Raw genomic sequence first — 25113 nt, 5'->3', positions numbered from 1 at the left:
AGTGTCTATCAGCATGTCGACCTTGGCCTACGAGATCGTGGACGTCTTCACCGACCGCCCGTTCGCCGGCAATCCGCTGGCCGTGGTGTTCGGCGCGGAAGGGCTCGCCACCGAACAGATGCAGGCGCTCGCGCTGGAGTTCAACCTGTCGGAGACGGTGTTCGTGCTGCCGCCGACCCAGGTCGGTGCGACGTACCGGGCGCGGATCTTCACCCCGGCCGCGGAGCTGCCGTTCGCCGGCCATCCCAGCGTGGGCGCGGCGGTGACCGCCAGTCGACGGGGCATGTTCGAGGCGGGCCGGGTCAGCCAGGAATGCGGCGCCGGGGTGCTGCCGATCGAGGTGACCGGGACGGGCGCGACCCTCACCGGCGGCACGCCCACCCTCAGCCCCGAGCTCGACCCGGAGCCGCTGCTGGAGATGGTCGGCCTCACCGCCGCCGACCACGCCGGCCCGGCACCGCGGGTGGCCGGCTGCGGCCTGGAGTTCCCCTACCTTCCGGTACGCCCCGACGCGGTGGCCCGGGCCAAGGTGAATCCGGCGGCGGCGGAACGGTACGGCGTGGAACACGTGAGCGTCTTCTCCTGGGACCCGGCCACGCAAACCGCGCACGCCCGGGTCTTCGTGCCCGGGCTCGGCGTGCCGGAGGACCCGGCGACCGGCTCGGCCGCCCTGGGCCTGGGGGTCTGGCTGGTCGCCAGCGGGCTGCTGCCCGGGGAGGGGCGCTCGACGTACGCGGTCCGCCAGGGCATCGAGATCAACCGGCCGTCCTCGCTGGCCTGCACGGTGACCGCGGCCGGCGGGGTGGCCGTGGGCGCGACCGTCTCCGGCCAGGTGATGCCGGTGGCCCGCGGCGAGATCGCCGTCCCGCCCTTCGTGGGCTGACCCCAGACGCATGCGCGTACGAGAGGATGCCGGTGTGACGGACGAGTTGGACAGCCGCGAGGTGCCGGCGCTGGTCGACGAGGCGATGAAGAAGGCGGCCGTCTGCTGGGTGAGCGTCGGGAACGGGCCGGCGGTGGCGCTCTGGTGCCTGCCGGTGGAGGGGACGCTGGTCGTGGTCAGCGGGCCCGGCGAGCAGTCCGCCCCCGGCCTGGCCGACGCCGACGCGGCGCAGGTGACCCTGCGCGGCGACCACGGTGGCCGGATCGTCACCTGGCCGGCCCGGGTGACCCGGCTGCAACCGGGCACCGAGGAGTGGGACGCCGTCGCACCGCTGGTCGCGGCGAAGCGGCTCAACGCCACCGGGCCCACCGCCGATCTGGTGGGACGCTGGGCCACCGGGGGCTGCGCGCTGAACCGGCTGGCCCCGGCGGGCACCCCGGTCGCCGGCGCCGACCTGCCGGCCGACTCGCTGGCCGAGCCGCCCCGGGAGACCCCCGTGGTCCGGGCCACCCGTAAGCCGTTCCGGCTGCACAAGGTGCGCCGCCGCTGAGCCTCAGACCGGGACGACGCAGGGGACCGGATCGAGCAGGTCGAGCACCTCGGTCAGCGAGGTCAGCACCCGGCCGTCCCAGCACCGGTCGGCGTTGAAGACCATATGCCCGGCCAGGTCCGGGGCGGCCAGCCGGACCGCCGTCATGCCGGCCCGCTCCGCACCGGTGAGCTCCTGACTGCCCCCGTCGCCCACGTAGAGGCAGTCGGCCGGGGCGAGGTCGAGCCGGCGGCACGCGGCCAGGTAGAGCGCCGGGTGCGGCTTGCAGCACCCCACCTGCACCGAGAAGACCCGTACGTCGAGCAGCGGCGCGACCGCGAGCTGGGGCAGGAACGCGGGCAGCTCGTGGGTGCAGTCGCTGATCAGCCCGGTGCGTACGCCCCGCTGGCGCAGCGCGGCCAGCACCGGGACCGCCTCGTCCCGCAGCCGGGTGTCGGCGCGGACCGCCCGATGGCGGGAGGCGACGGCGGAGCGTACCGCCCCGTCGGAGGGGTGGACGCCGACCTGGTCGCAGACCCAGCGCAGGGTCGCCTCGGCGTTGCCGAGCCGCCCGCTGGCGCGCTCGTAGTAGGTGCGGTCGAGCACCTCGGTCAGGGTGTCGGGCGGGCAGCCGAGCAGCTCGGCGGTGGCCTGGTGGGCGGAACCACGCTGGACGCAGCGGGTCAGGGTGCCGAAGAAGTCGAACAGCACCGCCTGATAGCTGGGCATGGGGGAGCGCGCCTCCGGACGTCGAGGGGGAGTCGCCGGGACGCCCATGATCGTAACGGAGTGTTGACTGTCCGTGGTGTCCCCTGTTCGTGTGAGGATTGCTCTCCGTGTCGCCTGCTCCGTACCGCCCCCCGGTTGACGCGCTGACCCTCAGCGCGCTCGTCCTGGCGGTCACCGCCGTCTCGTCGTCGGCCCCGCTGGTCGCGTTCGCCGCCGCGCCGGCCCTCGCCGTCGCGTTGTGGCGGAACCTGCTCTCGGTGGCCGTGCTCGGCCCGTTCTCGCTGGCACGACGGCGGGCCGAGTTCCGCACGCTGATCGTGGGCGCCGGCCGGCGCGAGGGGCTGTACTGCGTACTCTCCGGGGTGGCGCTGGCCGCCCACTTCGCCACCTGGATGCCGAGCGTGCAGCTCACCACGGTCGCCGCGGCCACCGCGCTGGTCGCCACCCAGCCGGTGTGGCAGGGGCTGATCGCCCGCTGGCAGGGCCGCCGCCTCCCACCGGCGGTCTGGGCCGGGATCGCGGTGGCGGTGCTCGGCGCGGTGCTGGCCACCGGCGCCGACTTCGCCGTCTCCGGCCGGGCCTTCGCCGGTGACCTGCTCGCCGTCGCGGGCGGCCTGTTCGTCGCGATCTACACCGCCTTCGGCGAGCGTGCCCGGGCCACCATCAGCACCACCACCTACACCACCATCTGCTACGGGGTCTGTGCGGCCGTCCTGCTGGTCGTCTGCCTGCTCGGCGGGATCCGGCTGCACGGCTACCCGCCGGGCACCTGGCTGGCGATCCTCGGCCTGGTGGCCGGCGCCCAACTGCTCGGCCACTCGATGTTCAACTACGCCCTTCACCGGGTCTCCGCCACCACGGTCAGCGTGCTGATCCTGCTGGAGGCGCCCGGCGCGGCCCTGATCGCCTGGGTCTGGCTCGGCCAACTGCCCCGCCCGCTCGCCCTGCCGGGGCTCGCCCTGCTGCTGGCCGGCGTGGCCGTGGTCGTGCTCGGCGGCGCCCGCGCCGGCCGCCGCATCGAGCCGGTCCCGGTCCCCGCCGACCCCGCCCCGCTCGCCGACTGACCCCGACCGCCCGTGGCGTGGCGGCCACACTTTCCCGGGGAGTGTGGCCATTCCGCCTCCCGAGCCGCCGCTTTCGATGAAAGTGCGGGGAGTGGGGGCGCAGACGGAGCGGCAGGGCGACGAGCCCGATCGGGGCACGCTCGTCACGCCCTCGGCTGAGTTCCCGCCACTGGGCCCCGAGGAGCGGGCGGCGCTGGGCCGGATCGGGGAGCGCTGGCACACCCCGCGGCACGCCGACGAACTGCCCGTCGACCCGGCCCTGGGCCGCAACCGCCCCGGCCCGACACCGACCCGGTTCGGGCGGCTGACCCCGATCGACATGTTCACCGTCGAGGAGCCGGGCGAGCTGTGCGCCACCGGGCCGGCCCACGAGCCCGGCTCCCGGACCGGGCGGGCGCTCAGCCGGCTGCGCCGGACGCTGTTCGGCCCGCCGCTGTCCAGCTCCGCCGTGCTCTACGAGCGGATGCGGAAGCTGGTCGCCCTGCCGATCCTCTCCTCCGACCTGCTCAGTTCGGTGGCGTACGGACCGGAGGCGCTGCTCGCCGTGCTGGTGCTGGCCGGCAGCGGCGCGCTCGGGCTCTCCCTGCCGCTGGCCGCAGTGCTGGTGGTGCTGATGATCGCGGTGGGGCTGTCCTACCGGCAGACCATCCCCGCGTACCCGCACGGTGCCGGCTCGTACATCGTGGCCGGTGACAACCTGGGCACGACGGCGGGACTCGCCGCGGCGGCCGGGCTGATGCTCGACTACGTGCTCACCGTGTCGGTGTCGATCGCGGCGGGGGTGAGCGCGATCACCTCGGCAATGGCCGGGCTCACGCCGGTCACCGTGCCGCTCGGGGTGCTGGTGATCGCCGTGCTGCTCGCCGGGAACCTGCGCGGGGTGCGTACCGCCGGCAACATCTTCGTGCTGCCCACGTACGCCTTCGTGGCCGCGGTCCTGCTCGTGCTGGTGGTCGGCTACGCGCGGGCGGCGGGCCGGGGCTTCGCGCCGGCGCCGCCACCGCCCGTGCCGGCGACCGAGGGGCTGGGCCTGCTGCTGGTGCTGCGCGCGTTCTCCTCCGGCGCGGTGTCGATGACCGGCATCGAGGCGGTGTCGAACGCGATTCCGGCGTTCCGCCCCCGGGAGTGGCGCAACGCCCGCACCACGCTCGGCTGGATGGTCGGCATGCTGGTGGTGCTCTTCGCCGGCCTGATCGGCCTGATCCACCTGAACGGCCTGGTGCCCCGGCCGGACCAGACGATCCTGTCCCAGCTTGGCCGGCTTACCTTCCCCACCGGGCCCTGGTACGCGTTCCTCCAGGCCACCACCGCGCTGATCCTGCTGCTGGCCGCCAACACCGCCTTCAACGACTTTCCCCGGCTGCTCTTCTTCATGGCCCGCAACGGCCACGCGCCGCGCCGGTTCCTGCACCTGGGCGACCGACTGTCGTTCAACAACGGCCTGGTCGCGCTCGCCGTCGCCGCGGCGGTCATCTTCGTCGCGTTCGGCGGGCACACCCAGTCGCTGATCCCGCTCTACGCCGTCGGCGTGTTCCTCGCCTTCACGCTGTCGCAGGCCGGCATGGTGGTGCACTGGCGCCGGCACCGGGACCGGGGCTGGCGGCGCCGGCTGGCGCTCAACGCGCTTGGTGCCACCCTCTCCGGGCTGGTGCTGGTGATCGCCGCGATCGGCAAGTTCAAAGAGGGCGCCTGGCTGGTGGTGATCGCGGTGCCGACGTTGGTGCTGCTCGCCCGTGGGACCCACCGCCACTACGCCCGGCTGGACAGCGCCCTGGCGCTGCATCCACCGCCGCCCCCCGGGACCGCGCCCGGTGTCGCGCCCGGAGGACGCGGCGGCGCCACCGAGGGCGAGGAACTGCCCCAGGAGGTACGCCACCTGGTGGTCGTGCCGGTGGCCCGGCTGAACCGGGCGTCGCTGCGCGCCCTAGCGTACGCGGCGTCGCTGGGCCAGCCGACGCTGGCCGTGCACATCGCCCCCGAGGACGCCGAGGCGGACCGGTTCCGCGACCAGTGGCGGGCCTGGGGTGACCACCTGCGGCTGGAGACGATCGTGTCGCCGTACCGGGCGGTGATCGGGCCGCTGGCGCACTACCTGGAGGCGCTGCACGCCAGCCGGCCGGAGCTGACGCTGACCGTGATCGTGCCGGAGGTGGTGCTGCGCCACCGCTGGTCTCGGCTGCTGCACAGCCGCGCCGAGCAGCGGCTGCGCGCCGCCCTGCGGGCCCTGCCCGGCGTGGTGGTCACCAGCGTCCCGATCCACGTCGCCGAGTGAGGGTCAGACGTCCTGGACCTCCAGCGCCCGGGCGGTCGGGACGGCGTCGCCGAACTCGGCGCGGAGCGCGGCCCGGTCCGGGTCGGCCAGGAACCCGTCGTAACCCGTCCGGGCGGCGAACCGGATCACGTGCACCTCGGTCCGCCCGTCCCCGGTCCGCAGCCGCCGTTCCAGCCGTCCGCCGTGCCGCCCGAGCAGGGCGAGCACGCCGTCCTCGTACCGCCGGCCGGCCTGGGCGTCGGCGCCCAGGCCGACCAGGGCGACCACTCGGAGCACGCCCGCCGGGTCGTCGACCAGCGACTTCCAGAACTGGTGGTCGACGTGGCCGCCCGGGATGCCGTCCCGGATCCCGGTGTCGGTGTAGCCGTGCCGCCGGTAGAACGCCGGCGCCTGGAACGAGAACGACGCCACCGAGATCTCGGTGCAGCCGCGCCGGCGGGCCTCCTCCTCGGCGGCCCGCAGCAGCCGGCCGCCCCAGCCCTGGTGGCGGCGGTCCGCCCGCACCCACACGGTGTTGATGCCGGCCCGGCCGCCCCAGGTCCAGCCGGTCAGCCCGCCGACCAACTCGCCGTCCGGGTCGACCACCCGTACCGACAGGCCGGCCTCGTCGTCCGCGCCGGTCGCCGCGTTGTTGAACACGGTCAGCTCCCGCCCGATCCGGGCCTCCAGGTCCGCGTCCTCGCCACCGACCTGAAGAGTGGCGCCCTCGGCAGGGTCGGTGTCGCTGATGCCCGTGTCCTTCGCCGTGGTCATGGCGCGGAGTCTGGCAGCACGCCGCCGCCCCACGCCACCCGAATGCGCGGTGGTGTCGCCTGAGCCCGCCGGGGCGATCCCCGTTCGCGCCGCTCAGTCCGGGAGGCCGACGGCCCGCGCGCTGGCGGCCCAGAGCCGGGCGGCGAGCGCAGAGTCGGCCGCCTTCGGCAGCGGCCGGCGGAGCCGCCGGTCGTGGTAGTAGCCGCCGTCGACCAGCCGGGACGGGTCCTGGTTAGCCAGCCATACCAGCGTCTCCGCGCCCCGCTCCGGGCTGCGGAACGGCAGCAGCCGCATGCCGAGGGCGACCAGCGGGCTCTCGTTGCCGAACCGGGTGCGCACCACCCCCGGGTGGAACGAGTACGCCGGCACCTCCGGCCAGCGCCGGGCCGCCTCGGCGGCGAAGAGGATGTTCGCCTGCTTGCTGGTGCCGTAGGCGCGCATGGGCCGGTAGCGGCGCAGCGCCACGTTGAGGTCGTCCGGGTCGAGGACGCCGCTGCGGTGGGCGCCGGAGGCGGTCACCACCATCCGGCCGATCCGGTCCCGCAGCAGGTTGCTGAGCAGGAACGGGGCGAGGTGGTTGGCCTGCACGGTCAGCTCGAAGCCGTCGACGGTGGTGACCGGCTGAAGCACGATCGCGCCGGCGTTGTTGGCGAGCACGTCGATCCGGTCGTACGCGGCGCGCAGCTGCTCCGCGAGCCGGCGTACGTCGTCCAGCACGGCGAAGTCGGCGCGGAAGAGCTCGGGCCGCTCGCCGCAGCACTCGCGTACCCGGTCCCCGGCGGCCCGGAGTCGGGCCGGGTCCCGGCCGACCAGCACGACCTGGTCACCGCGACGCGCCAGGTCCACGGCCGCGGCCAGCCCGATGCCCGAGCTGGCGCCCGTCACCACCACGGTCCGACGCTCAGTGAGATCTTCCACAGGTCCATTCACCCCGGTCACGGCACGAGGTTACCGTGGCGTCACTACGCCCTTTGGGATCGTTAAGTTCGCCGTTTTCCGTCTGGTCGCGTCGGCGCGTCCGCCGCACGCTGGAAGGAGCACATCCATGGCCGCTGTCGGTCGCCCCCGCCGGTCCTGCCTCGCCGTGCCGGGTTCCAGCGTCAAGATGCTCGGCAAGGCCCAGGGCCTGCCGGCGGACCAGGTCTTCCTCGACCTGGAGGACGCGGTCGCCCCGCTGGCCAAGCCGGACGCCCGGAAGAACATCGTCGCCGCGCTGAACGAGGGCGACTGGGCGGGCAAGACCCGGGTGGTCCGGGTGAACGACCTGACCACGCCATGGACCTACCGGGACGTCATCGAGGTCGTCGAGGGAGCCGGCGCCAACCTGGACTGCATCATGCTGCCGAAGGTGCAGGACGCGGCCCAGGTGCAGTGGCTGGACCTGACCCTCACCCAGATCGAGAAGACCCTCGGCCTGGAGGTCGGCCGGATCGGCATCGAGGCGCAGATCGAGAACGCCGCCGGGCTGGTCAACGTGGACGCCATCGCGGCCGCCTCGCCCCGGGTCGAGACGATCATCTTCGGCCCGGCCGACTTCATGGCCTCGATCAACATGAAGTCGCTGGCGGTCGGCGCGCTCATCCCGGGCTACCCGGGCGACCCCTACCACTACATCCTCATGCGCATCCTGATGGCCGCGCGGATGCACGACAAGCAGGCCATCGACGGCCCGTTCCTGCAGATCCGGGACGTGGACGGGTTCCGCGAGGTGGCCAAGCGCTCGGCCGCGCTGGGCTTCGACGGCAAGTGGGTGCTGCACCCGGGCCAGATCGACGCGGCCAACGAGGTCTACTCGCCGGCGCAGGCCGACTACGACCACGCCGAGCTGATCCTCGACGCGTACGACTGGTACACCTCGGAGGCGGGCGGCAAGCTCGGCGCGGTGATGCTCGGCGACGAGATGATCGACGAGGCGTCCCGGAAGATGGCCCTGGTGATCGCCGCCAAGGGGCGCGCGGCCGGCATGGCCCGTACCTCGTCCTTCACCCCGCCCGCGGCCTGACCGCCGGTGTGCCGCCCCGGGGAGCGGGGCGGCACCGCGCCGGTCAGAAGGTGGGCGTGCTGCCGCCCGTGTCGGCGTTGGAGATCGCGAAGATGATCGCCCCGACGTACACCACGATCAGCACCAGCATCAGGGCGGTGAGGATCCACCCGACGATGATCGCGGCCTTCGCCATGCCCTCGCCCTGCTCACCGGTCTCCCGGATCTGCTTGCGGGCCACGTGCCCCATGATCGCGCCGATCGGGGCGGTGATGCAGGAGGCGAAGCCGACCAGCGACAGCACCAGCGCCACGATGGCCAGGGTGTTGGTCTTGCTCGACGGGTGGCCGTACGGCGGGTAGGCCGGCGGCGGGTAGCCGCCCGCCGCGTACGGGTCGCCCCCGGTGGGCGGGTAGCCGGGCGCCGCGTACGGGTCGCCCCCGGCGGGCGGGTAGCCGGGCGCCGCGTACGGGTCGCCCCCGGCGGGCGGGTAGCCGGGCGCCGCGTACGGGTCGCCGGCCGGCGGGGCGCTCGGCGGCTGCGGTGCCGCGTAGGGGTCGGCCGGGCTCGGCTGGCTCGGGATCGGGCTACCGGCCATCGGCATCGTCGGGTCGGCCGGCGGGCTCGACTGCGGACCCGGCCGGGACGGGTCGTGCCAACCACCGGACGGTGGGGGATAGCTCATCTGGATCATCTCCGTAGACGTGGTGTGGTCAGGGTAGTCAGTGGCCCGCCGCACCGAGGACCCCCTTTCCGGGTGCCGCGTTGCCCGCAACGTCCACAACGGGCAGGATCTCGGCATGGCACTTGACGCGCGCGGCGGTCGGTCGCGACGGGACGTGAGCCGTCCAGGGCTGGTGCGGCGGCAGCGCGGCAGCGCCCCGGCCGGGCCCGCCGACCAGGATCAGCCGGCACCGCTCGCCGAGCCGGTCACCATGCGCCTGGACGGCCGGGTCGCCCTGGTCACCGGCGCCGGCAGCCCGGACGGCATCGGGTACGCGACCGCACACCGCCTCGCCGACCTGGGCGCCCGGGTGGCGATCGTCTCCACCACCCGGCGGATCCACGAGCGCGCCGGCGAGTTGGGCGTGACCGGGTTCGTCGCCGACCTCACCGACGAGGCCGAGGTGGGCGCGCTCGCCGACGCGGTGGCCGAGCAGCTCGGCGACGTCGAGGTGCTGGTCAACAATGCGGGCCTGGCCAGCCGGGCCAGCCCGGAGGTGCTGCGGCCGGTGGCCCAGCTCAGCTACGACGAGTGGCGCGGCGAGATCGACCGCAACCTGACCACCGCGTTCCTGTGCAGCCGCGCGTTCATCGGCGGGATGGCCGAGCGGGGCTGGGGGCGGATCGTCAACCTCGCCGCCACCGCCGGCCCGGTCAACGCGCTGCCCACCGAGGCCGGGTACGCGGCGGCGAAGGCGGGCGTGGTGGGGCTGACCAGGGCCCTGGCCATGGAGATGATCGCCGACGGGGTGACGGTGAACGCGGTCGCGCCCGGCATCATCCACACCGCGGCGTCCACCATGGCCGAGATCAAGCAGGGGCTGGGCACCCCGGTCGGCCGCCCCGGCACGCCGGACGAGGTGGCCGCCGCCATCGCCTTCCTCTGCTCGCCGGCCGCCTCGTACATCACCGGGCAGATGCTGGTGGTCGACGGCGGCAACAGCGTCCGGGAGGCGCAGTTCCGCTGACCGTCAGCGATAGCTGTGGTTGTCGGAGTTCGCCCAGATGGCCAGGCCGATCCAGCCGCAGCAGGCGAGCACCCCGAGCGCAGTGAAGACGTAGCTGAGGATCAGCCCCCAGGTGGCGAGCTGCTCGCCCTCCTCGCCGGTCTGCCGGATCTGCCGCTTGGCCAGGTGACCGAGGACGATGCCGGCCGGCGCGAAGACGAAGGCGAAGACCAGCGACAGGATGGCGAGCACGTTGGGCCCGCCGCCGCGCGGTCGCGTTGGTCCCTGCCCGGGCGGCCCGTACTGCCCGTACGGGGGCTGCGGAGCGTACGGCGGCTGTTGGCCCCACGGTGGCTGCTGCGGGTGCCCGTACGGCTGCCCGTAGGACGGCGGCTCGTACGGCGACGGCGGCTGGTCCGGCTCACCGGGTGGTTGGCTCACGCCCGCTCGCCCCCTCCGTCGCAGGTGAACTGCCCTCTCTCTTGCGGACGCTACCCGCAGCGGTGAACCTTTTCACAGCGGTTGTGTGGACTGGTCACCTTGGCTCCCGCCGGTCGCGGGACCGATACTGACCGAGCGTTCAGTTACCCACGAGTAATGCGCCGATCCCCCGGAGGCTGAGATGGCCCGACTCGCCCAGACGCCCGGCCTGACCGATGTGCAGCGGTCGATCCTGGAGACCGTCCGGGAGTTCGCCGACAAGGAGATCATCCCGCACGCCCAGCGGCTGGAGCACGCCGACGAGTACCCCACCGACATCCTCGACGGGATGCGCGAGATGGGGCTGTTCGGCCTCACCATCGCCGAGGAGTACGGCGGGCTGGGCGAGTCCCTGCTCACCTACGCCCTAGTGGTCGAGGAACTGTCCCGGGGGTGGATGTCGATCTCCGGCATCGTCAACACCCACTTCATCGTCGCGTACCTGATCTCTCAGCACGGCTCGGCGGAGCAGCAGGCCCGGCTGCTGCCGCGGATGGCCACCGGCGAGGTGCGCGGCGCCTTCTCGATGTCGGAGCCGGAGTGCGGCTCGGACGTGTCGGCGATCAAGTCCAAGGCGGTCCGCGACGGCGACAACTTCGTCCTCAACGGCCAGAAGATGTGGCTGACCAACGGGGCGTACTCGTCGGTGGTGGCCACCCTGGTCAAGACCGACACCGGGGCCGACTCGGTCTACGGCAACATGAGCACCTTCCTGCTCGAGAAGGAACCCGGCTTCGGCGAGACGGCGCCCGGCCTGACCATCCCCGGCAAGATCGACAAGATGGGCTACAAGGGCGTCGAGACCACCGAGATGGTGCTCGACGGCGTCACGGTCCCCGCCTCCGCCGTCCTCGGGGGCGAGGAGAAGGTCGGCCGGGGCTTCTACCAGATGATGGACGGCATCGAGGTCGGCCGGGTCAACGTGGCCGCCCGCGCCTGCGGCATCTCCATCCGGGCCTTCGAGTTGGCCGTCGCGTACGCGCAGCAGCGCCGCACCTTCGGCCAGCCCCTCGCCAAGCACCAGGCCATCGCCTTCAAGCTCGCCGAGATGGGTACGAAGATCGAGGCCGCGCACGCCCTCATGGTCAACGCTGCCCGACTCAAGGACGCCGGCCAGCGCAACGACGTCGAGGCCGGGATGGCCAAGCTGCTCGCCTCGGAATACTGCGCCGAGGTCGTCCAGGAGGCGTTCCGCATCCACGGCGGCTACGGCTACTCGAAGGAGTACGAGATCGAGCGGCTGATGCGGGAGGCCCCGTTCCTGCTCATCGGGGAGGGCACCTCCGAGATCCAGAAGACCATCATCTCCCGCGGCCTGCTCAAGGAGTACAAGCTCTGACCGGTGCGCCGGTCACCCGCCGGCCGGCTCCGGCGCGGTGACCGGCAGGCCCACCGCCAGCATCTCCGGCCGCGACCGGAAGTGCTCGATCGCGGCGACCAGCCGTTCCTCGGGCACCGCCGTGTCCCGGCCACCCACCACCGGCGCCGGCTCCAGCGAGACCCACCTCGCCGGACGCAGCCGCACCCCGTCCACCTGGCCGTCCCGCTTGTGCGGGACGACCAGGTCGATGTTCGTCCAGCCGTACGTCCGGCGGCCGTGCCGGATGCCGGTCGCGGTGAGCGCCAGCCGCCCGGTGAACCGGACCTCCTCGTAGACCACCCGCCCGATGCCGGCGGCGACGCCGACCGCGAGCAGCGGCCGCAGCAGGCCGGCCCACCCCGACTCGTCGGGAAGGGTGCCGATCAGTCCCGACCCGATCGCGGCCATCGCCACCGTTTCGGCCGTCAGGTCGGCCCAGCCGGCGAGGGACCGCCGTGCCACCAGGCCGGGTTCGACCGATGCACGGCCCGCCACCTGCGGCATCCACACCAGACGGCCGTCGCGTCGGGGCCACCAGCGCTTCGTCAGCCACCGCGCCCCGGCCGGCAGCCAGATGGCACAACTCGCCGCGAGCGTGTCGACCGGTGGCAGCCGGAACAGCCCGGCGGCCACCGGCGCCGCCACGGCCGCGGCGGCCGCGGCGGCGAGCAACCGGCGCGCCCAGAGGCCGTCGCCGGGCGAGGGCCGCCGGCCGGGCAGGGGGAGGGGCATCTGCGCAGGGTACGACCCGCCGCCACCCTTGTGGGGCGCCGTCAAGCGGCGAGCAAGGCTGCCGACGGGGTGGCACCGACGCCGTACCGTACGCCCGTGCCCATCCCGCCCCGCCGGTCCCCGCTGCCGCCCATCCTGCTGGTGCTCGTGCCGTTAGCGCTGCTCCAGATCCTCTGGCGGTCGCTCCCGATGCCCGACACCGACGCGCCGAGGCTGGTCAACGGAGTGCTCGTCCTCTCGCCGCCCGGCTGGCTGGAAGTCGCGGTTGTCGCCGTGGCGTGGACCTGGGCCGTGACCGCCGGAGTGGCCGCTCTGGCCGGCGCCGACCGTCCGCTGCGGCGGGCCCTGCGGCTGCTCCCCACCGTCGGTGCCGCGCTCGCCGCCGGCGTCGCTACGGTGCTCGCCGCCCTCTTCCTGCTCGGGCAGGTACTGCCGGCGGACGTCGGGCTGGTCTGGTTCGTCGGCGTTCTGCTCGCCGTGCCGGTCGTCCTGCTCCTGATCCGACAGGCCCTCGTGCTACCCCTGGCCGTGTTCGAGGACCTGCGCTGGGCGGCCGCCCGCCGAAGGGCGTTCTCCGGCGTGGGTAGCCACCTGGTGCACATCGCGATCCTGCTGCTGATCGGTGTACTCGCCCCGGCGGTGCTCACCGCCTGGGCGGTGGTCCAGGGTGAGGCGCTGGTGGCGGGACGCTTGCCGGGCCTCGCGTTCTGGCTCGGTCGGGATGCTCTTCTGGTGCTGCTGGCCGTCCTCCAGGCGGCGACCTTCGTCGGGGTGTACCGCAACCTTCCGCAGCCCCGATTGGCGCTGGCCCACGCGGTATCGCGCCGTGCCGCGCCTGGCTGGCACCGGGCGGCCCGGGCGCTCGCGCCACTGACCCTGTTGCTGCCGATGCTGTTCGCCGGCGGCCTGGCAGCGGCGGGGCAACTCGCCGAGGTCTCCGTGCAAACCCGGCCGGAGCACGGCACGTTGGTCGCGCTGGCCTGGCCGGCCGGGCGCCACCCCGTTCTGGTCACCCAGGCCGCCGTGGAGGACTGCCTCGACGACCAGTGCCATACGACGAGGCGGACAAAGCTGCCGGTCATGCTCTCCGGAACGGAAAGAGCTGCGGTCGCGGCGGACGGTTCCGTCTACCTGCTGACCGACGACCGGCTGGCGTACTGCGACCCGCAGCGCGTCTGCCAGCGGGCCCCGAATCGGCTCGACGCCATCCCGTGGCCGCCGAGGGGTGCGATCGCCCTGGCGCCCAACGGCCAGATCCTCATCGCGGTCGCCGTACCCGGGTCGGGCGCGGAGAAACAGCACGGCACGGTGCGGGAGGACAGCGAGTTGCGGCTCGTCCGCTGTCGTGACGTTCGGTGCGCAGACCCGACCGTCACCCGGCTCGGAACGGTGCAGGAGGATCTCGCTCGCCCCTCCTCCCCTTACTACCGGGAGCTGCTGGTGGTCGTGGACCGGAGTGGCCGGCCGGTCGTGGCGTACCGCCCCGCGGGCGGCTCGACGGTGTGGATCGCCAGCTGCGAATCGCCGGCCTGCACCAGCGCCCGCCTTGGCCCTCAGGGGGAGCCGGCCACGCCGAGCGAGGAGGAGCTGGCTGCCCTGCACTTCGACCGGCTGGTCCATCCCTGCCAGCAGTGCACCAGCGCGGTCAGCGCCACCGCCGCTCGCCCCGGCGGGGGCAGCTACGCCGTGGCGGTCATGCCCGGCCCGCCCGGTGCCCGGCTTCAGGTGGGATCCCAGGTGTCCGGGCCGCGCCGTGCCGTGCTCTGGGTCTGCGCGGACTTTCGGTGCCTGGCACCCCGCGAGATCCCGCTGACCGCAGTGGAGCCGTGGGCCGGCGGGGTTTCTCCGCTGTCCCCCAGGGACGTCTTCCTCGTCGCGGCCAACCCGGACGGCCGAGTGGTCGCGGCCCGACGGCTGTGGTCGGACCAGATCGTCACCGTCCGGCCCTGACCCGGGCCCGCGCCGGCCTCGCCCACCAGGCTGCCCGGCTCGCGATCAGGCGTTCGAGCCGGGCAGCCGTGCCGCGAGGTGCTCGCGGGCCCGGGCGACCAGGGCGGCCGGGTCGTCGGCGTAGAGGCGGATCTCGTGCACCGGCCCGCTCGGCCCCTTGGGCAGCCGGACCGACAGCGGCTCGCGCAGCACGATGTCGACGCTGGTCTGCTTGCCGGTGGCGACGTTCAGCACCACGCCCGCCTCGTCCGGTTCGAGCTGCACGCTGCGGCCAGAGGGCAGCGAGCGGTAGCGGGCGTCGACCCGGGCGACGGCCGTCCACGGCAGCCGGAAGTCCACCGAGAAGCCGTTGCGGACGCGTAGTCCCTCCGCGTCGGCGGCGTGCGGGTGGATCCGCAGGGCGGCGAAGAGACCGATCATCCAGAGCAGACCCCAGATGCCGAGCGCGAGCACGGTGTGCCGCACCGACGGCCACGGCAAGGTGTGCCGAAGGATCAGGTCGAAGATCGGGATCTCGATCGCGGAGAGCGCGATGAAGGCGATGAGGATGGGCTTCACCACGCCGACGTAGCTGAACGCCGCCGCCCCGGGCTCCAGCGCCGGGGGCCGGCGGAGCAGCCACCGGCCCAGGCTGACCCACATCCCCACCTCGTACGCGATCACGCGACGCAGCATCGCGACGGCCTGCTTCGGCACGGGTCACCTCACCTTCCCCGTTTGCATTGCAGTTGCAACGTAAACGCTGGGCAGGGAATGTGTCAATGCAGTCGTATTATGAAAGCATGGGGGCATGCCGAAGCGGGTCGATCACGGGGAGCGGCGCAAACTGATCGCCGACGCGCTGATGCGGGTGGCCGCCGAACGCGGGCTGGAGGCGGTCAGCCTGCGCCACGTGGCGGCGGAGGCCGGGGTCTCCTCCGGGATGGTGCAGCACTACTTCCGCACCAAGGACGAGATGATGACCTTCGCGCTGGCCGTGGTACGCGAGCGCAGCGAGGCCCGGGTGACCCGCGCCGTCGCGGCGCTGGGTGACGACCCGTCCCCGCGTACGCTGCTGCGGACCATGCTGGCCGAGTTGCTGCCGCTCGACGAGGCACGCCAGGCGGACGGCCGGGTGGCGTTGGCGTTCCTCGCCTACACCGCGGTACGCCCCGAAGTCGCCGCCGGGCTGCACCGGGAGACCGCCGAGCTGCTGGCCTTCATCGCCGGGCAGATCCGGGCCGCCCAGGCGGCCGGTGCGGCGCAGGCCCGCGTCGACCCCGGCCGGGCTGCGGTGGCGCTGCTCGCCGTCATGGAAGGGTTGGGCGTCTATCTGCTCGGCGGCCACTACCCGCCGGAGACGGCGCTCGCCGCGCTGGACGCCCAGTTGGACCTGCTGCTCGGCGCTGCGCCGCCGGCCCAGCGCGGTCGTGCGGTGCCGCCCCGGCGCCCGCCGAAGCCCTGACCGGGCAGTTCAGCCGAGCCGGGTCAGCCCCGCCGCGGCCCGCTCCACGATGAGGCAGCGGTCCTCGACGTAGTCGATGCCGGCCTCCTCGGCGATCCGCCGTGCCTCCGCCGAGACAATCCCGAGCTGCAACCAGACCGCTGGCGCGCCGATCGCCACCGCCTGCCGGACCACCTCGACCGCGTCCTCGGCGGGACGGAACACGTTGACCAGGTCGACCGGGTGCGGGATGTCGGCCAGCGACGGGTACGCCCGCTCGCCGAAGAGCTCCTCCACCGTCGGGTTCACCGGGATGATCCGCCAGCCGTACCGCTGCATCTCGGCCGGTACGCGGTGCGCGGCCTTGCGCGGATCACGGGATGCGCCCACGACGGCGATCACGGCGGAGTCGGCGAGGAGTTGCTGGGCTGAGCGCACGCTGCGAGCCTAACCCGGTCGTTCTCCGGCCGCTGCTCAGAGCAGCGTCAACTGTTCCGCCGGGGCCGGCGGCGGCTCGGGCAGCCTGCGGTTGTCGCCCCGCTCGCCCCGGTGCAGCCCGTGCCTGCGGGCCGCGATCCGCACCCGCGCGGTCAGCTCCCGCTGGTACGCCTGCGGCGCGTACGCGCCGGCCCGGTAGAGCTGGCGGTAGCGGGGGACCAGCTGGGGAAACTCCCGGGCCAGCCAGTGCGCGTACCACTCGCGGGCGCCGGGGCGCAGGTGCAGCGCGAGCGGCGTCACGCTGGCCGCCCCGGCCGCGGCGATCGCCGAAACGGTCGCCTCGATCGACTCGTCGTCGTCGCTGAGCCCCGGCAGGATCGGCGCCATCAGCACCCCCACCTCGAACCCGGCGTCGGTGAGCTGCCGGACGGCGTCCAGCCGGCGGCGGGGGCTGGGAGTGCCCGGCTCGACCGCGCGCCACAGTGCCTCGTCGACGAAGCCCACCGAGTAGGAGAGCCCGACCCGGGTGACCTCGGCGGCCTGGCGGAGCAGCGGCAGGTCCCGCAGGATCAGGGTGCCCTTGGTCAGGATCGAGAACGGGTTCGCGAAGTCGCGCAGCGCCTCGAGGATCGGCGGCATCAGCCGGTAGCGTCCCTCGGCCCGCTGGTAGCAGTCCACATTGGTGCCCATGGCGAGGTGCGCGCCGCGCCAGCGCGGGGCGGCCAGCTCGCGACGGACCAGCTCGCCGGCGTTGACCTTGACGATCACCTTCCGGTCGAAGTCCGCGCCGGCATCGAGGTCGAGGTAGGTGTGGGTGTTGCGGGCGAAGCAGTTGTGGCTGACCACGCCGTTGGCGATGAAGTCGCCGGTGCCCGTGGTGATGTCCCACAGCGGCAGCTCCAGCCCGAGGTCCTCGATGCTCACCACCCGCAGCGCCGCCTGGCACTTGAGCGCCGCCCCCTCGATGGAACGCTTGCGGGTGATGGCCGGGTCGGTCAGGTGGAAGAAGCGCAGCCTCTCGGGCAAGCCGCCCGTCAACCGGATCTGCCGCACTTGGTTCGGCAGACCAGGATCCTTGAGCACCCAGGTGAACCCGAAGTGGTTCATGGCGGCGCCGGTCTCCTCAAGGATCCGGTCGTCGCTGTTGCTGATCCGGAAGATGCCCCGGCTGCAACTGCCCTCGGCGTCGAAGATGCCGGCGAGAAAGCCCAGCCGCCAGTCGTCACCGGGAGCGTCCGGCCACCGGATCAGCTCCGTGATGGCCTCGATGTCGCGCTGCTCCGACGTCCGGACGGCGGTTACCGCCCGCCGGGTTGCACTGGCAGGGGCGAAGGAGAAGCGCTCGGTCTCGACGCCCGCGTCGGTCAGGAATCGCTGCGTGCGGTCCAGCGCCTCGCCGTTGACGAGGGCCAACCGGAATTGGTGCACCGTCCCATGGGCGTACGAGTGGGCACCGAGGTGGGCGTCACCCCGCACCATTCCGCACAGGTAGCCCCGGCGGTAGTCGGCCGAGTGCTTCGGCGGGGTCGCGAAGCGGCCGGTGCCGATCAGGCGGTTGTTGGTGGTCAGGTAGGGACGTCGTCCACCACCGTTCATCGCGCCGGTCACGTACTTCCAGCCCCGGTCGGACAGGAAACGGTGATCGCCGCTGGCGGCCAGCGTGGTGCCGTCCTCCAAGGTCACCCGGTAGGCCCGCTTCACCGTCGACCACTTGTCGAGAACCGTCGTAACGACGTACCGCCGGTAGGCGCCCCGCCGCTCGGTGCCGTAGATCCGGTCGCCCGGCTCCAGCTCGCTGATCGGCTTCGTCCGCCCGTCCGCCATCAGAATCGGGGTGTCGCCGGAGATGCAGTAAACACACGCATGGCTGCAGCCACGGTATGGGTTGATCGTCCACTCGAACGGCACGCGGGACGTGCCGGGCACCCGGTTGATGATTGACTTCGCCTGCACCTCGTAGAAGGTCATCCCGGCGAAGCCGGGGGTGTCGAAGGTGCGGGCAACCGCGCCGGGTAGCGCCAGCGGCAGGGGTGGAGTCGCTGGCGCTGCCCGACCGGGGACCCCCTCATCCGGGGGAGCGGAAAGGTTGTCCCAGCGCACGGGCACTATTCGAACACGTGTACGAGGAGAGTGCAAGTGACTCGCCGGACACCCGGGTCCGAACGCGGGGCGGCGGGTGCAGGATGGGGGGCATGGAGACGTCGACCTTCGTCTACGACGGCGACTGCGCGTTCTGCACCCGCTGCGCCGAGTTCATCGAGCGCCGGATCCCGACCCGGGCCCGGGTGCTGCCCTGGCAATTCGCCGACCTCGACGCGCTCGGCCTGACCGAGGCGGAGTGCGAGGAGGCGGTCCAGTGGGTCGGCGCCGACGGCGTACGCGCCGCGGGGCCGGATGCCATCGCCCGGCTGCTCGGCGACAGCGGCCCGCTGTGGCGGATCGCCGGGGCCGGTCTGCGGTTCCCTCCGGTCCGGGCCGCCGCCTGGCCGGCGTACCGCTGGGTGGCCCGCAACCGCCACCGCCTGCCCGGCGGCACCGCGGCCTGCGCCGTGCCGTCCGCCGACCGGCCCTGACCACGTCGCCGAGCCCGCCGCCGACCGGGACCGCCGGTCGTGCGCCCGCCGCCGGGCGGACCTGCCCCCCGGCGCCGGGCCGGCCGGTCAGTTCGGCAGGCCGGTGCAGGCGACGCCGTCGATGGTGCACGACCTGGGCGTGGCGCTGATCGCCGCGCCGTTCACCCGGAACGTCACCCGGGCCGCGCCGCGGCCGGGCACCGCCCCGGCGCTCCCCTCCGGCACGAAGGTCCACGTCGCGCCGTCCCGGCTGGCCCGGGCCCCGGTGACCGAGCTGACCTCGAGCGACTCCCGGGGCAGCACGATGACCAGTTGCCAGTCCGTCGCCCCGGCCACGCCCGGGTTGGTGATCGTCACCGCGGCGCCGTAGCTGAGCAGGGCGGTGTTCTCAACGGCGAAATCGGCGCGCAGCGCGACCGGCGTGGGCGGGGCGGCGCTGGTCGCCGACGGGGCGCTGCCCGACGGCCGGCCGACCGGCGGTGCGGCGGGCGGAGCGGTGGTCGTGGCGTGTGCGGACGCCCGGGGCGTGGCGCTGGTCGGTTCGGGCTGCTCGCCGGGCGTTCCGGTGGCCGGCGCGTCGGCCACCGCCAGGTCCGGTGGCGGCTCGACGGCCACCGGGGTCAGCCGTTCCGGCGTACGCAGCACCGTGACGACCGAGTACGCCGTCGCCAGCAGCACGCCCAGCGAGGCGAGGATGGCCACCTGGGCGAGGCGCGAGCCCCCGCCCCGGCCGGCGAGGGCGCGCCGGGCGGTCCGGGCCGCGGCGACGATCCCGTCCAACAAGATGATCGCCACGGTCCGCCGTGGCTGGGACGGTGGTGCCGGCACTGCGCCCTCCCCCTTTGAGATCGTCCCTCGGACCGGCGTCCGCGTCCTCCGGTCCCGCTGGCTCAGAGCGCGCGGAGCCCGGCGAGGATCGCCTCGAGCAGTTCCCGCGACGGCCTCCCGGACAGCGTCGGCGGCTCGTGCATCTCGATCAGCCCGGCCCCCAACAGATCGCCGAGCAGTACCCGGACGGTACCCAACGGCAGGTCCAGCCCGGCAGCTACCTCCGCCACCGACAGTGGACGCCGGCACCGCTCGACGATCCGGGCCTGTTCGGGAAACAGTTGCGCGGAGTCGGGCACCGCCCGTCGGGCGACCACCAGGGAGATGACGTCCAGCTGGCCGTGGTCGGACGCGGTCCGCCCGCGCGTCATCGTGTACGGGCGGGCCACCGGTCCGGCGTCGTCGTCGTACCAGGCCTCGTCATGGCCGCCAGTGGTCCGCACCGCTGCCCCCGACTGTCGCCGCCCGAGCCGGAAGGTACACCGGCAGGTCCCGCTCGGCCTGCGCCGCGAAGAGCGCCACCTCGTACGCCATATCGCCGACGTCGGCCTCACCGCCCATCCGGACGGTGAGGATGGCCCCGCCCCGGGTGGTGGCGACGAACACGAACGCGCGCGACATCTGCATGACCACCTGCCGCAGCGCGCCGGTGGCGCACACCCGGGTGGCGGCCAGGCCCAACGAGTACATGCCGCTGACCACGCTGGAGATCTGCTCGGCCATGTCATCCGTCACCTGTCGGGACCGGGCGAGCAGCAGGCCGTCGGGGGAGAGGATCACGGCGAACTCGGCCCCGGGCACTCGGTCGACCAGGCCGTCCAGGGCGGCGGTCAGGCTGTCCACGGTGGCCACTGGATGTGTCATCTCGTCCTCTCGCTGCGTTCCCCGAGCGGGATCCCGGCGGTGTCGGGGCCGGTGGTGCCGGGTGCGGGCCGGCCGACCCCGGGGCGGCGCACCCGGGTGGGCAGCCCGCCCCCGTGGACACCCTCGGCCGACGTCCGCGGGTGCGGTACGCCGGCCGACACCCGAGGCCGCGTCCCGGCAAGAGTGCCATCCTCGGGCCCGGTCCCGGTGACCAGGCCGACCGGAAGCAGCACGACGGCCGCGGTCCCGCCGCGGGGGCCCGGACGCAGCGAGACCCGGGCGCCGCAGCGGGCGGCGAGCAGGGCGGCGACGTACAGCCCGGCCCGGCCGGCGGGCGGGCCGTCCGGTGGCGGGTGGGCCAGCAGGTCGTTCGCCTCGGCCAGCGCGGCGGCGGTCAGGCCGGGCCCGTCGTCGGCGATCACCACCGAGCAGCCGGGCGGCCCCGGCTCACCGGCGACCCGCACGCTGGTGTGCTCCGGTGAGCAGGTCAGCCCGTTCTCGATCAGCTCGGCCAGCAGGTGGACGACGTCCGTGACGGCGGTCCCGGCGAGCGACCACGGCCAGTGCGGTGCGACCAGGACGCGGTGGTAGTCCGGCACCTCGGCGACCGCCCCGCGTACCACGTCGAGCAGCGGCACCGGCCGTCGCCAGCGGCGGGCCGGTGTCGCGCCGGCGAGGGTGACCAGCTTCTCGACGTTACGCCGGATCCGGGTGGCAAGATGGTCGAGCCGGAACAGGTCGGCGGTCTCCTCCGCCGCGCGATCGCGCCGCTCCATGGCGTCGAGCAGGTTGAGCTGATCGTGCAGCAGGGCCTGGTTGCGCTGGGTGAGCCGCAGGAACAGCTCGCGGGTGGCCGCCTCGGACGCCGGGTCGCGCCGGCCGGCGGCATCGGAACCCGGCAGGTCGCCGGGGCCGGCGGGTGGAGCGCCGGCGGGCCCGGCTTCGACCGGCCGCATCCGGATCGTCGGGGCCTGGGTGAAGGGGAGCGAGGCCGGCCGGTCCGACCCGCCGGCCAGCCGGCGCACGGTGCCGGACCAGCCGAACAGCACGACGAGCACCGCGACCAGCCCGAGCCCCACCACCGCGCCGGTCCGCGCGACCACCAGGGCGGCCCCCGGTGCGGCCCGCTCGACGCTGGTGCGCGCGGTGGTGATCACCAGTTCGCGCAGTCCGCTCAGCGCCGGGTCGACGGCGGCCCGCCAACTCTGCGCGCTGATCCCCGTCGTGGCGGCACCGGCCGTCCCGAGCAGCCGGTCCTCCAGTTCGCGCAGACCAGCGAACCGGGGACCCTCCACCAGCCGCCGGTGCTGGTCCTGGCCGGCGGCCGGCAGCTGCGCGGCCGCGGTGGTCCGGGCGTAGCGCTGGTTGGCCACCAGCTCGGCCAGCCGATGGCGGTCGTCGGCGCTGATCCGGCCGCCGATCAGGGCGGCGGTGAGCAGCGTGTCCTCCCGGGCGAGCAGTTCCCGCGCGCGGGCCAGCGCGATCACCGCGCTGGTCTCGCCGGCCAGCGTGGTCTCGCGCCCGCCCCACTCCGGGCCGTACACGGCGAAGGCGGCGTCGATCAGCTGGTCGTACCCGGCCACCGCGCCGGCCCGGTCGAGCCGCCGGTCGTCCACCGCAGCCCGGAGGGTGGCCAGCCCGGTCAACCGGCGGACGAGTTCGCCGGCCCGGTCCCGGACCGCGCCGGCGGTGAGCAGCCGCAGGTCGCGGCCCTCGGGGAACGCGCGTACCGGGTCGGCCGCCCGGTCGGTCCGGTCGCGCGCCGCGGCCAGTTCGGTGCGGGCCCGGCCGGCCACGGCCAGCGCCTCGGCGGTGAGCCGGCGCTCCGCCTGCAGGTTGAGGATCAGCAGGTCGGTGGGCTGGCCGAGGGTGTCCGCCAGGGCCCGGACCCGGACCAGATCGGCGGCGTCCCGACCGGTCAGGAACGCCGCGTACGCCCAGAGGGTCAGCAGCACGGTCGCCAGCGTGGCGAGCTTGAGCCGGATCCGCCGGTCCGCCGGCGCCGGCTGGCTCACCGTGCGGCCCGTTCCGGCCACGGCTGCCGGCCCGCGCTGCTCGAGCGGTCGGCGACGACGGTGCGCAGCAGCGCCAGCAGCTCCGCCCGGTTGGCGCAGTTCAGCCGGGTCCGCATCCGCGCCACGTGGTGCTCCACCGTCTTGGCCGAGATGAAGAGCCGGTCGCCGATCTCCCGGTAGGTCAGTCCGGCCAGCACCAGCTCGGCCACCTCGTGCTCGCGGTCGCTGAGCCGGTGCTGCGCGGGGTCGGTGACGGCGTCGGCGACCGGTGCCGTCCCGTCGCCCGTGGGTGGCTGCCCGCCCCGGGCCGTGGCGGGCCGGCCCTGGAGCACCCGGGCACACTCCAACAGGCTGGTCATCGCCCGTCGGTCGGAGGTGCGGATCGCGGCCTGCCCGGCGAGGCGGGCGGCGTCCCAGTAGAGCCCGGCGTCGTGGAGTCCGCGGGCGGCGGCCTCCACCCGGACCGGGTCGACCACGCCGCGCAGCACCTCGACCCAGTTCGCGGCGGCGGCGGAGACCACCGCGGCGTACCGGCTGTGGTCGGCGGCGGCGAGTAGGGCGGCGACGTGTTCGTCGGCGACCGCCGGTTCCTCGGCCAGGATCGCGGCGTGCAGCCCGGTCCAGTGCAGCGGCGCGCTCCACAGTGCCGGGCCGCCGAGCCGGTCCAGCAGCAGCCAGGCCTCCCGCAGGTACGGCTCCAGCCGGCCCAGGTCGCCCAGCCGGGCGCCGACGACCGCGAGTTCGCCCAGCGGCAGCAACGTGAACAGGTCGACGGGGTGCCGGACCACCGCCTCCAGCGCCGGTCCCCAGCCCTGATGCAGCGCCCCGAGGTCGCTGTTGCGCCGGGCGATGCCCAGCCGGAGCGCACTGGCCAGGAGCAGGTCGCGGGACTCCAGCGGGCGCTGGTCGGCGGCCACCGCGGCGAGCCCCTCGGCGGCGGCGGTGTGGCCCCGGACCATCAGGATCCAGGCCTGCAACAGCCGGTGTCGGCGGGCCATCAGCGGCCCGCCGATGCCGGTCGAGACGGCCCGGTCCAGCACCCCCTCGGCGATGTCCAGCTCGGCACAGTGGATCGCGGTCAACGCGGCGAGCGCGGCCGGACTGTCCGGCAGGAGCACCGCCCGCCCGTCCGGCTCCAGCAGCGCGGCGGCCTGCACGAGCGTGGAGAGGGCGGTGGTCGGCGGGCCGGTGAGGCTCTCCCGTACGCCCTCGGCCATCAGCCGGGCGGCGCTGGCGTGCAGGGTGGGCGGTCCCCCGGCCCGGTCGTCGCCGGGCATGTCCGCGGCGGCGGCCGGGCGGCCGACGGCGAGCGCGCCGACGGCGGCGAACGCCGCGGCGGAGGGGCTGCCCGACCACTGGTACAGCTCGACGCTGCGGCTCACCTGGCCGCGGTGCGCGAGCGCCGTGGCGGCCACCGTCGCCGCCTCCACCCGGTCTTCCGGGTCGGCGGCGGCGAGCAGCCGGTCCGCCAGCCGCAGGGCGGCGTCCAGGTCGCCGGCGAGCGCCGCGGCGACCGCCTGGCGGGCGCCGGCCGGCAGTCCCGCCGCCGTGGCCGCGGCGAACAGTTCGGCCGCGAGGGTGGGCTCGCCGCTCAGCGCCTCCTCGGCTGCGGCCTGCAGCGCGGGGGCGGGGCAGTCGCCCAGTACGCCGGCCGCGCGCAACGACAGGACCAGCGGGAGCACCGCGGCGCCGCGGCCGAGCTGCAGCTCGGTGAGCCGGCGCCAGACCGCGGTGCGTTCGGTGGCCGGGCTGAGCGCGATGACGGCCCGTCGCACGATCGGCGAGAGCCGGCCGTCGGCGCCGAGCAGGCCGGCCGCCCGGGTGGCGGTGACCAGCTCCTCCACCGCGTGGGGCGTCCGGTCGAGCAGCACGCCGAGCAGGTCCGCCGGCAGCGGTACGCCCGCGGCGACGGCCAGCAGCAGCCGCCGGACGCCGGATGCCAGCTCATCCAGGTCCGGCCCGAACTGGAGGACGGCCGGCCGGGGCGGTTCGGTCGAGACGGTGACCGGCTCCTCCTGCCCGCGCAGCCCGCGGACCAGCCGCTCGACGTCGCGCGGGACGCCGCCGGTCTGCGCGTGGACGAAGGCGACCAGGTCGTTCCGCCGGCCCAGTTCGGGCACGCCGGCGAGGTACGCGCCGGTCTGCTCGGGGGTGAACGGGGTGAGCACCACCTGCTGCCCGTCCCGCTTCAACGCGTCGGTCAGCTCGGCCAGCGCCGCCGACCGGGGCCACGGGCGGTAGCCGACGAGCAGCCGGTACCGGCGGGCGTCCACCAGCCGGCGCAGCGTCTCCAGCCGCGCGTCGTCGAGCAGGTGCGCGTCGTCGACCAGCAGCACCGCCTCGGGGTCGACCTGGCCCGCCCGGCTCGGGACACCCTCCAGCACGGTTGCCCCGGCTCGCTGGTGGGCCCGCGCCAGCTCGGTGAGCAGAGCCGTCTTGCCGTGGCCGCCGGGACCCGTCACGCCGACGGCGAGGGGCGTACCGGGGTCTGCCGCGACCGCCCCGAGCAGGGCCGTCGACCGCTTGCCCAGCACGAGCCGGGCCTCCGCCACGCTACTCATGATCATGG

Annotated in this window: 24 protein-coding genes; 10 read left to right on the top strand and 14 right to left on the bottom strand. The window is 74.4% G+C overall.

Going from position 1 to position 25113, the window contains the following annotated elements; genetic code table 11:
* Window positions 1-13 precede the first annotated feature (13 nt).
* Together FXF52_RS12990 and FXF52_RS12985 are read left to right on the top strand one after the other, a co-directional pair.
* On the top strand, window positions 14-883 hold the full coding sequence (locus FXF52_RS12990; RefSeq protein ID WP_148796820.1) for a PhzF family phenazine biosynthesis protein: 870 nt from the start codon (window positions 14-16) through the stop codon (window positions 881-883).
* A 10-nt stretch (window positions 884-893) separates the two neighbouring features.
* Window positions 894-1433, top strand: a complete 540-nt coding sequence (locus FXF52_RS12985) for a hypothetical protein (RefSeq protein WP_187413483.1) — start codon at window positions 894-896, stop codon at window positions 1431-1433.
* 3 nt (window positions 1434-1436) lie between these two features.
* Here the strand turns inward: FXF52_RS12985 and FXF52_RS12980 are convergent, their stop codons facing one another.
* Window positions 1437-2141, bottom strand: a complete 705-nt coding sequence (locus FXF52_RS12980; RefSeq protein ID WP_148796815.1) for an HAD family hydrolase — start codon at window positions 2139-2141, stop codon at window positions 1437-1439.
* A 98-nt stretch (window positions 2142-2239) separates the two neighbouring features.
* Between FXF52_RS12980 and FXF52_RS12975 the strand changes: the two genes are divergently transcribed.
* Both FXF52_RS12975 and FXF52_RS12970 read left to right on the top strand, forming a co-directional pair.
* On the top strand, window positions 2240-3205 hold the full coding sequence (locus FXF52_RS12975; RefSeq protein ID WP_370517956.1) for a DMT family transporter: 966 nt from the start codon (window positions 2240-2242) through the stop codon (window positions 3203-3205).
* A 91-nt stretch (window positions 3206-3296) separates the two neighbouring features.
* Window positions 3297-5477, top strand: coding sequence for an APC family permease (locus tag FXF52_RS12970; protein ID WP_255471878.1), 2181 nt, complete (start codon window positions 3297-3299; stop codon window positions 5475-5477).
* A 3-nt stretch (window positions 5478-5480) separates the two neighbouring features.
* Here FXF52_RS12970 and FXF52_RS12965 read toward each other — a convergent pair whose 3' ends face one another.
* The gene (locus FXF52_RS12965) at window positions 5481-6230 is read right to left on the bottom strand and encodes a GNAT family N-acetyltransferase (protein ID WP_148796808.1); all 750 of its coding nucleotides are present in this window, start codon (window positions 6228-6230) and stop codon (window positions 5481-5483) included.
* 93 nt (window positions 6231-6323) lie between these two features.
* Window positions 6324-7148: an SDR family NAD(P)-dependent oxidoreductase gene (locus FXF52_RS12960; RefSeq protein ID WP_187413482.1), complete on the bottom strand. Its 825-nt coding sequence runs from the start codon at window positions 7146-7148 to the stop codon at window positions 6324-6326.
* Between the two features lie 127 nt (window positions 7149-7275).
* Between FXF52_RS12960 and FXF52_RS12955 the strand changes: the two genes are divergently transcribed.
* Entirely contained in the window at window positions 7276-8232 is a 957-nt protein-coding gene (locus tag FXF52_RS12955) for a CoA ester lyase (RefSeq protein ID WP_148796806.1), read from the top strand.
* Between the two features lie 43 nt (window positions 8233-8275).
* On the opposite strand, the gene FXF52_RS12950 is transcribed toward FXF52_RS12955, so the two are convergent.
* Entirely contained in the window at window positions 8276-8896 is a 621-nt protein-coding gene (locus FXF52_RS12950; protein ID WP_148796804.1) for a DUF4190 domain-containing protein, read from the bottom strand.
* A gap of 115 nt (window positions 8897-9011) precedes the next feature.
* Between FXF52_RS12950 and FXF52_RS12945 the strand changes: the two genes are divergently transcribed.
* On the top strand, window positions 9012-9902 hold the full coding sequence (locus FXF52_RS12945) for an SDR family NAD(P)-dependent oxidoreductase (RefSeq protein ID WP_148796802.1): 891 nt from the start codon (window positions 9012-9014) through the stop codon (window positions 9900-9902).
* Window positions 9903-9905: 3 nt separating this feature from the next.
* Here FXF52_RS12945 and FXF52_RS12940 read toward each other — a convergent pair whose 3' ends face one another.
* Window positions 9906-10322, bottom strand: coding sequence for a DUF4190 domain-containing protein (locus FXF52_RS12940; protein WP_148796799.1), 417 nt, complete (start codon window positions 10320-10322; stop codon window positions 9906-9908).
* A 181-nt stretch (window positions 10323-10503) separates the two neighbouring features.
* On the opposite strand from FXF52_RS12940, the gene FXF52_RS12935 reads away from it, so the two are divergent.
* A complete protein-coding gene (locus tag FXF52_RS12935; protein ID WP_148796797.1) occupies window positions 10504-11700 on the top strand; it encodes an acyl-CoA dehydrogenase family protein in 1197 nt (398 codons plus the stop codon).
* Window positions 11701-11712: 12 nt separating this feature from the next.
* Here the strand turns inward: FXF52_RS12935 and FXF52_RS12930 are convergent, their stop codons facing one another.
* Window positions 11713-12453: a hypothetical protein gene (locus FXF52_RS12930; RefSeq protein WP_148796795.1), complete on the bottom strand. Its 741-nt coding sequence runs from the start codon at window positions 12451-12453 to the stop codon at window positions 11713-11715.
* Between the two features lie 96 nt (window positions 12454-12549).
* Here FXF52_RS12930 and FXF52_RS12925 point away from each other — a divergent pair, with 96 nt between their 5' ends.
* A complete protein-coding gene (locus FXF52_RS12925; protein ID WP_148796793.1) occupies window positions 12550-14403 on the top strand; it encodes a hypothetical protein in 1854 nt (617 codons plus the stop codon).
* Between the two features lie 45 nt (window positions 14404-14448).
* Here FXF52_RS12925 and FXF52_RS12920 read toward each other — a convergent pair whose 3' ends face one another.
* Window positions 14449-15099: a PH domain-containing protein gene (locus FXF52_RS12920; protein ID WP_255471877.1), complete on the bottom strand. Its 651-nt coding sequence runs from the start codon at window positions 15097-15099 to the stop codon at window positions 14449-14451.
* A 94-nt stretch (window positions 15100-15193) separates the two neighbouring features.
* Here FXF52_RS12920 and FXF52_RS12915 point away from each other — a divergent pair, with 94 nt between their 5' ends.
* Window positions 15194-15847, top strand: coding sequence for a TetR/AcrR family transcriptional regulator (locus FXF52_RS12915; RefSeq protein WP_148796791.1), 654 nt, complete (start codon window positions 15194-15196; stop codon window positions 15845-15847).
* Window positions 15848-15856: 9 nt separating this feature from the next.
* On the opposite strand, the gene FXF52_RS12910 is transcribed toward FXF52_RS12915, so the two are convergent.
* Both FXF52_RS12910 and FXF52_RS12905 read right to left on the bottom strand, forming a co-directional pair.
* Entirely contained in the window at window positions 15857-16264 is a 408-nt protein-coding gene (locus FXF52_RS12910; RefSeq protein ID WP_148796789.1) for a CoA-binding protein, read from the bottom strand.
* A 36-nt stretch (window positions 16265-16300) separates the two neighbouring features.
* A complete protein-coding gene (locus FXF52_RS12905; protein ID WP_148796787.1) occupies window positions 16301-18364 on the bottom strand; it encodes an intein-containing Rv2578c family radical SAM protein in 2064 nt (687 codons plus the stop codon).
* Between the two features lie 92 nt (window positions 18365-18456).
* Here FXF52_RS12905 and FXF52_RS12900 point away from each other — a divergent pair, with 92 nt between their 5' ends.
* Window positions 18457-18837 carry a thiol-disulfide oxidoreductase DCC family protein gene (locus FXF52_RS12900; protein WP_148796785.1) on the top strand — a complete coding sequence of 127 codons (381 nt, stop codon included), beginning with the start codon at window positions 18457-18459 and terminating at the stop codon, window positions 18835-18837.
* Between the two features lie 87 nt (window positions 18838-18924).
* On the opposite strand, the gene FXF52_RS12895 is transcribed toward FXF52_RS12900, so the two are convergent.
* The 5 genes from FXF52_RS12895 to FXF52_RS12880 form a co-directional block, all read right to left on the bottom strand.
* Window positions 18925-19665 (bottom strand): cellulose binding domain-containing protein, encoded by a 741-nt coding sequence (locus FXF52_RS12895; RefSeq protein ID WP_187413481.1) that lies wholly within the window; start codon window positions 19663-19665, stop codon window positions 18925-18927.
* A gap of 62 nt (window positions 19666-19727) precedes the next feature.
* Window positions 19728-20108 (bottom strand): DUF742 domain-containing protein, encoded by a 381-nt coding sequence (locus FXF52_RS42470; protein WP_255471876.1) that lies wholly within the window; start codon window positions 20106-20108, stop codon window positions 19728-19730.
* Complete coding sequence (locus FXF52_RS42465; protein ID WP_222870503.1) at window positions 20086-20529, bottom strand: roadblock/LC7 domain-containing protein; 444 nt, start codon at window positions 20527-20529, stop codon at window positions 20086-20088. The genes FXF52_RS42470 and FXF52_RS42465 overlap by 23 nt, the downstream gene beginning before the upstream one ends.
* Window positions 20526-22544, bottom strand: coding sequence for an ATP-binding protein (locus tag FXF52_RS12885; protein WP_187413480.1), 2019 nt, complete (start codon window positions 22542-22544; stop codon window positions 20526-20528). The genes FXF52_RS42465 and FXF52_RS12885 overlap by 4 nt, the downstream gene beginning before the upstream one ends.
* Window positions 22541-25111, bottom strand: coding sequence for a LuxR C-terminal-related transcriptional regulator (locus FXF52_RS12880; RefSeq protein ID WP_222870502.1), 2571 nt, complete (start codon window positions 25109-25111; stop codon window positions 22541-22543). The genes FXF52_RS12885 and FXF52_RS12880 overlap by 4 nt, the downstream gene beginning before the upstream one ends.
* Window positions 25112-25113 lie beyond the last annotated feature (2 nt).

This window comes from Micromonospora sp. MP36, assembly GCF_008119785.1.
Classification (GTDB): Bacteria; Actinomycetota; Actinomycetes; order Mycobacteriales; family Micromonosporaceae; genus Micromonospora.
Note: the sequence above shows the minus strand (reverse complement) of the source record. Positions and strands in the feature narration are given on the sequence as shown.

What these genes read in the sequence shown, in the direction of transcription:
- FXF52_RS12990 (WP_148796820.1), top strand. Translation starts at nt 14, where the DNA reads ATGTCGACCTTGGCCTACGAGATCGTGGACGTCTTCACCGACCGCCCG.
- FXF52_RS12985 (WP_187413483.1), top strand. Translation starts at nt 894, where the DNA reads ATGCGCGTACGAGAGGATGCCGGTGTGACGGACGAGTTGGACAGCCGC.
- FXF52_RS12980 (WP_148796815.1), bottom strand. Translation starts at nt 2,141, where the DNA reads ATGCCCAGCTATCAGGCGGTGCTGTTCGACTTCTTCGGCACCCTGACC.
- FXF52_RS12965 (WP_148796808.1), bottom strand. Translation starts at nt 6,230, where the DNA reads ATGACCACGGCGAAGGACACGGGCATCAGCGACACCGACCCTGCCGAG.
- FXF52_RS12955 (WP_148796806.1), top strand. Translation starts at nt 7,276, where the DNA reads ATGGCCGCTGTCGGTCGCCCCCGCCGGTCCTGCCTCGCCGTGCCGGGT.
- FXF52_RS12950 (WP_148796804.1), bottom strand. Translation starts at nt 8,896, where the DNA reads ATGAGCTATCCCCCACCGTCCGGTGGTTGGCACGACCCGTCCCGGCCG.
- FXF52_RS12945 (WP_148796802.1), top strand. Translation starts at nt 9,012, where the DNA reads ATGGCACTTGACGCGCGCGGCGGTCGGTCGCGACGGGACGTGAGCCGT.
- FXF52_RS12935 (WP_148796797.1), top strand. Translation starts at nt 10,504, where the DNA reads ATGGCCCGACTCGCCCAGACGCCCGGCCTGACCGATGTGCAGCGGTCG.
- FXF52_RS12930 (WP_148796795.1), bottom strand. Translation starts at nt 12,453, where the DNA reads ATGCCCCTCCCCCTGCCCGGCCGGCGGCCCTCGCCCGGCGACGGCCTC.
- FXF52_RS12915 (WP_148796791.1), top strand. Translation starts at nt 15,194, where the DNA reads ATGCCGAAGCGGGTCGATCACGGGGAGCGGCGCAAACTGATCGCCGAC.
- FXF52_RS12900 (WP_148796785.1), top strand. Translation starts at nt 18,457, where the DNA reads ATGGAGACGTCGACCTTCGTCTACGACGGCGACTGCGCGTTCTGCACC.
- FXF52_RS42465 (WP_222870503.1), bottom strand. Translation starts at nt 20,529, where the DNA reads ATGACACATCCAGTGGCCACCGTGGACAGCCTGACCGCCGCCCTGGAC.
- FXF52_RS12880 (WP_222870502.1), bottom strand. Translation starts at nt 25,111, where the DNA reads ATGATCATGAGTAGCGTGGCGGAGGCCCGGCTCGTGCTGGGCAAGCGG.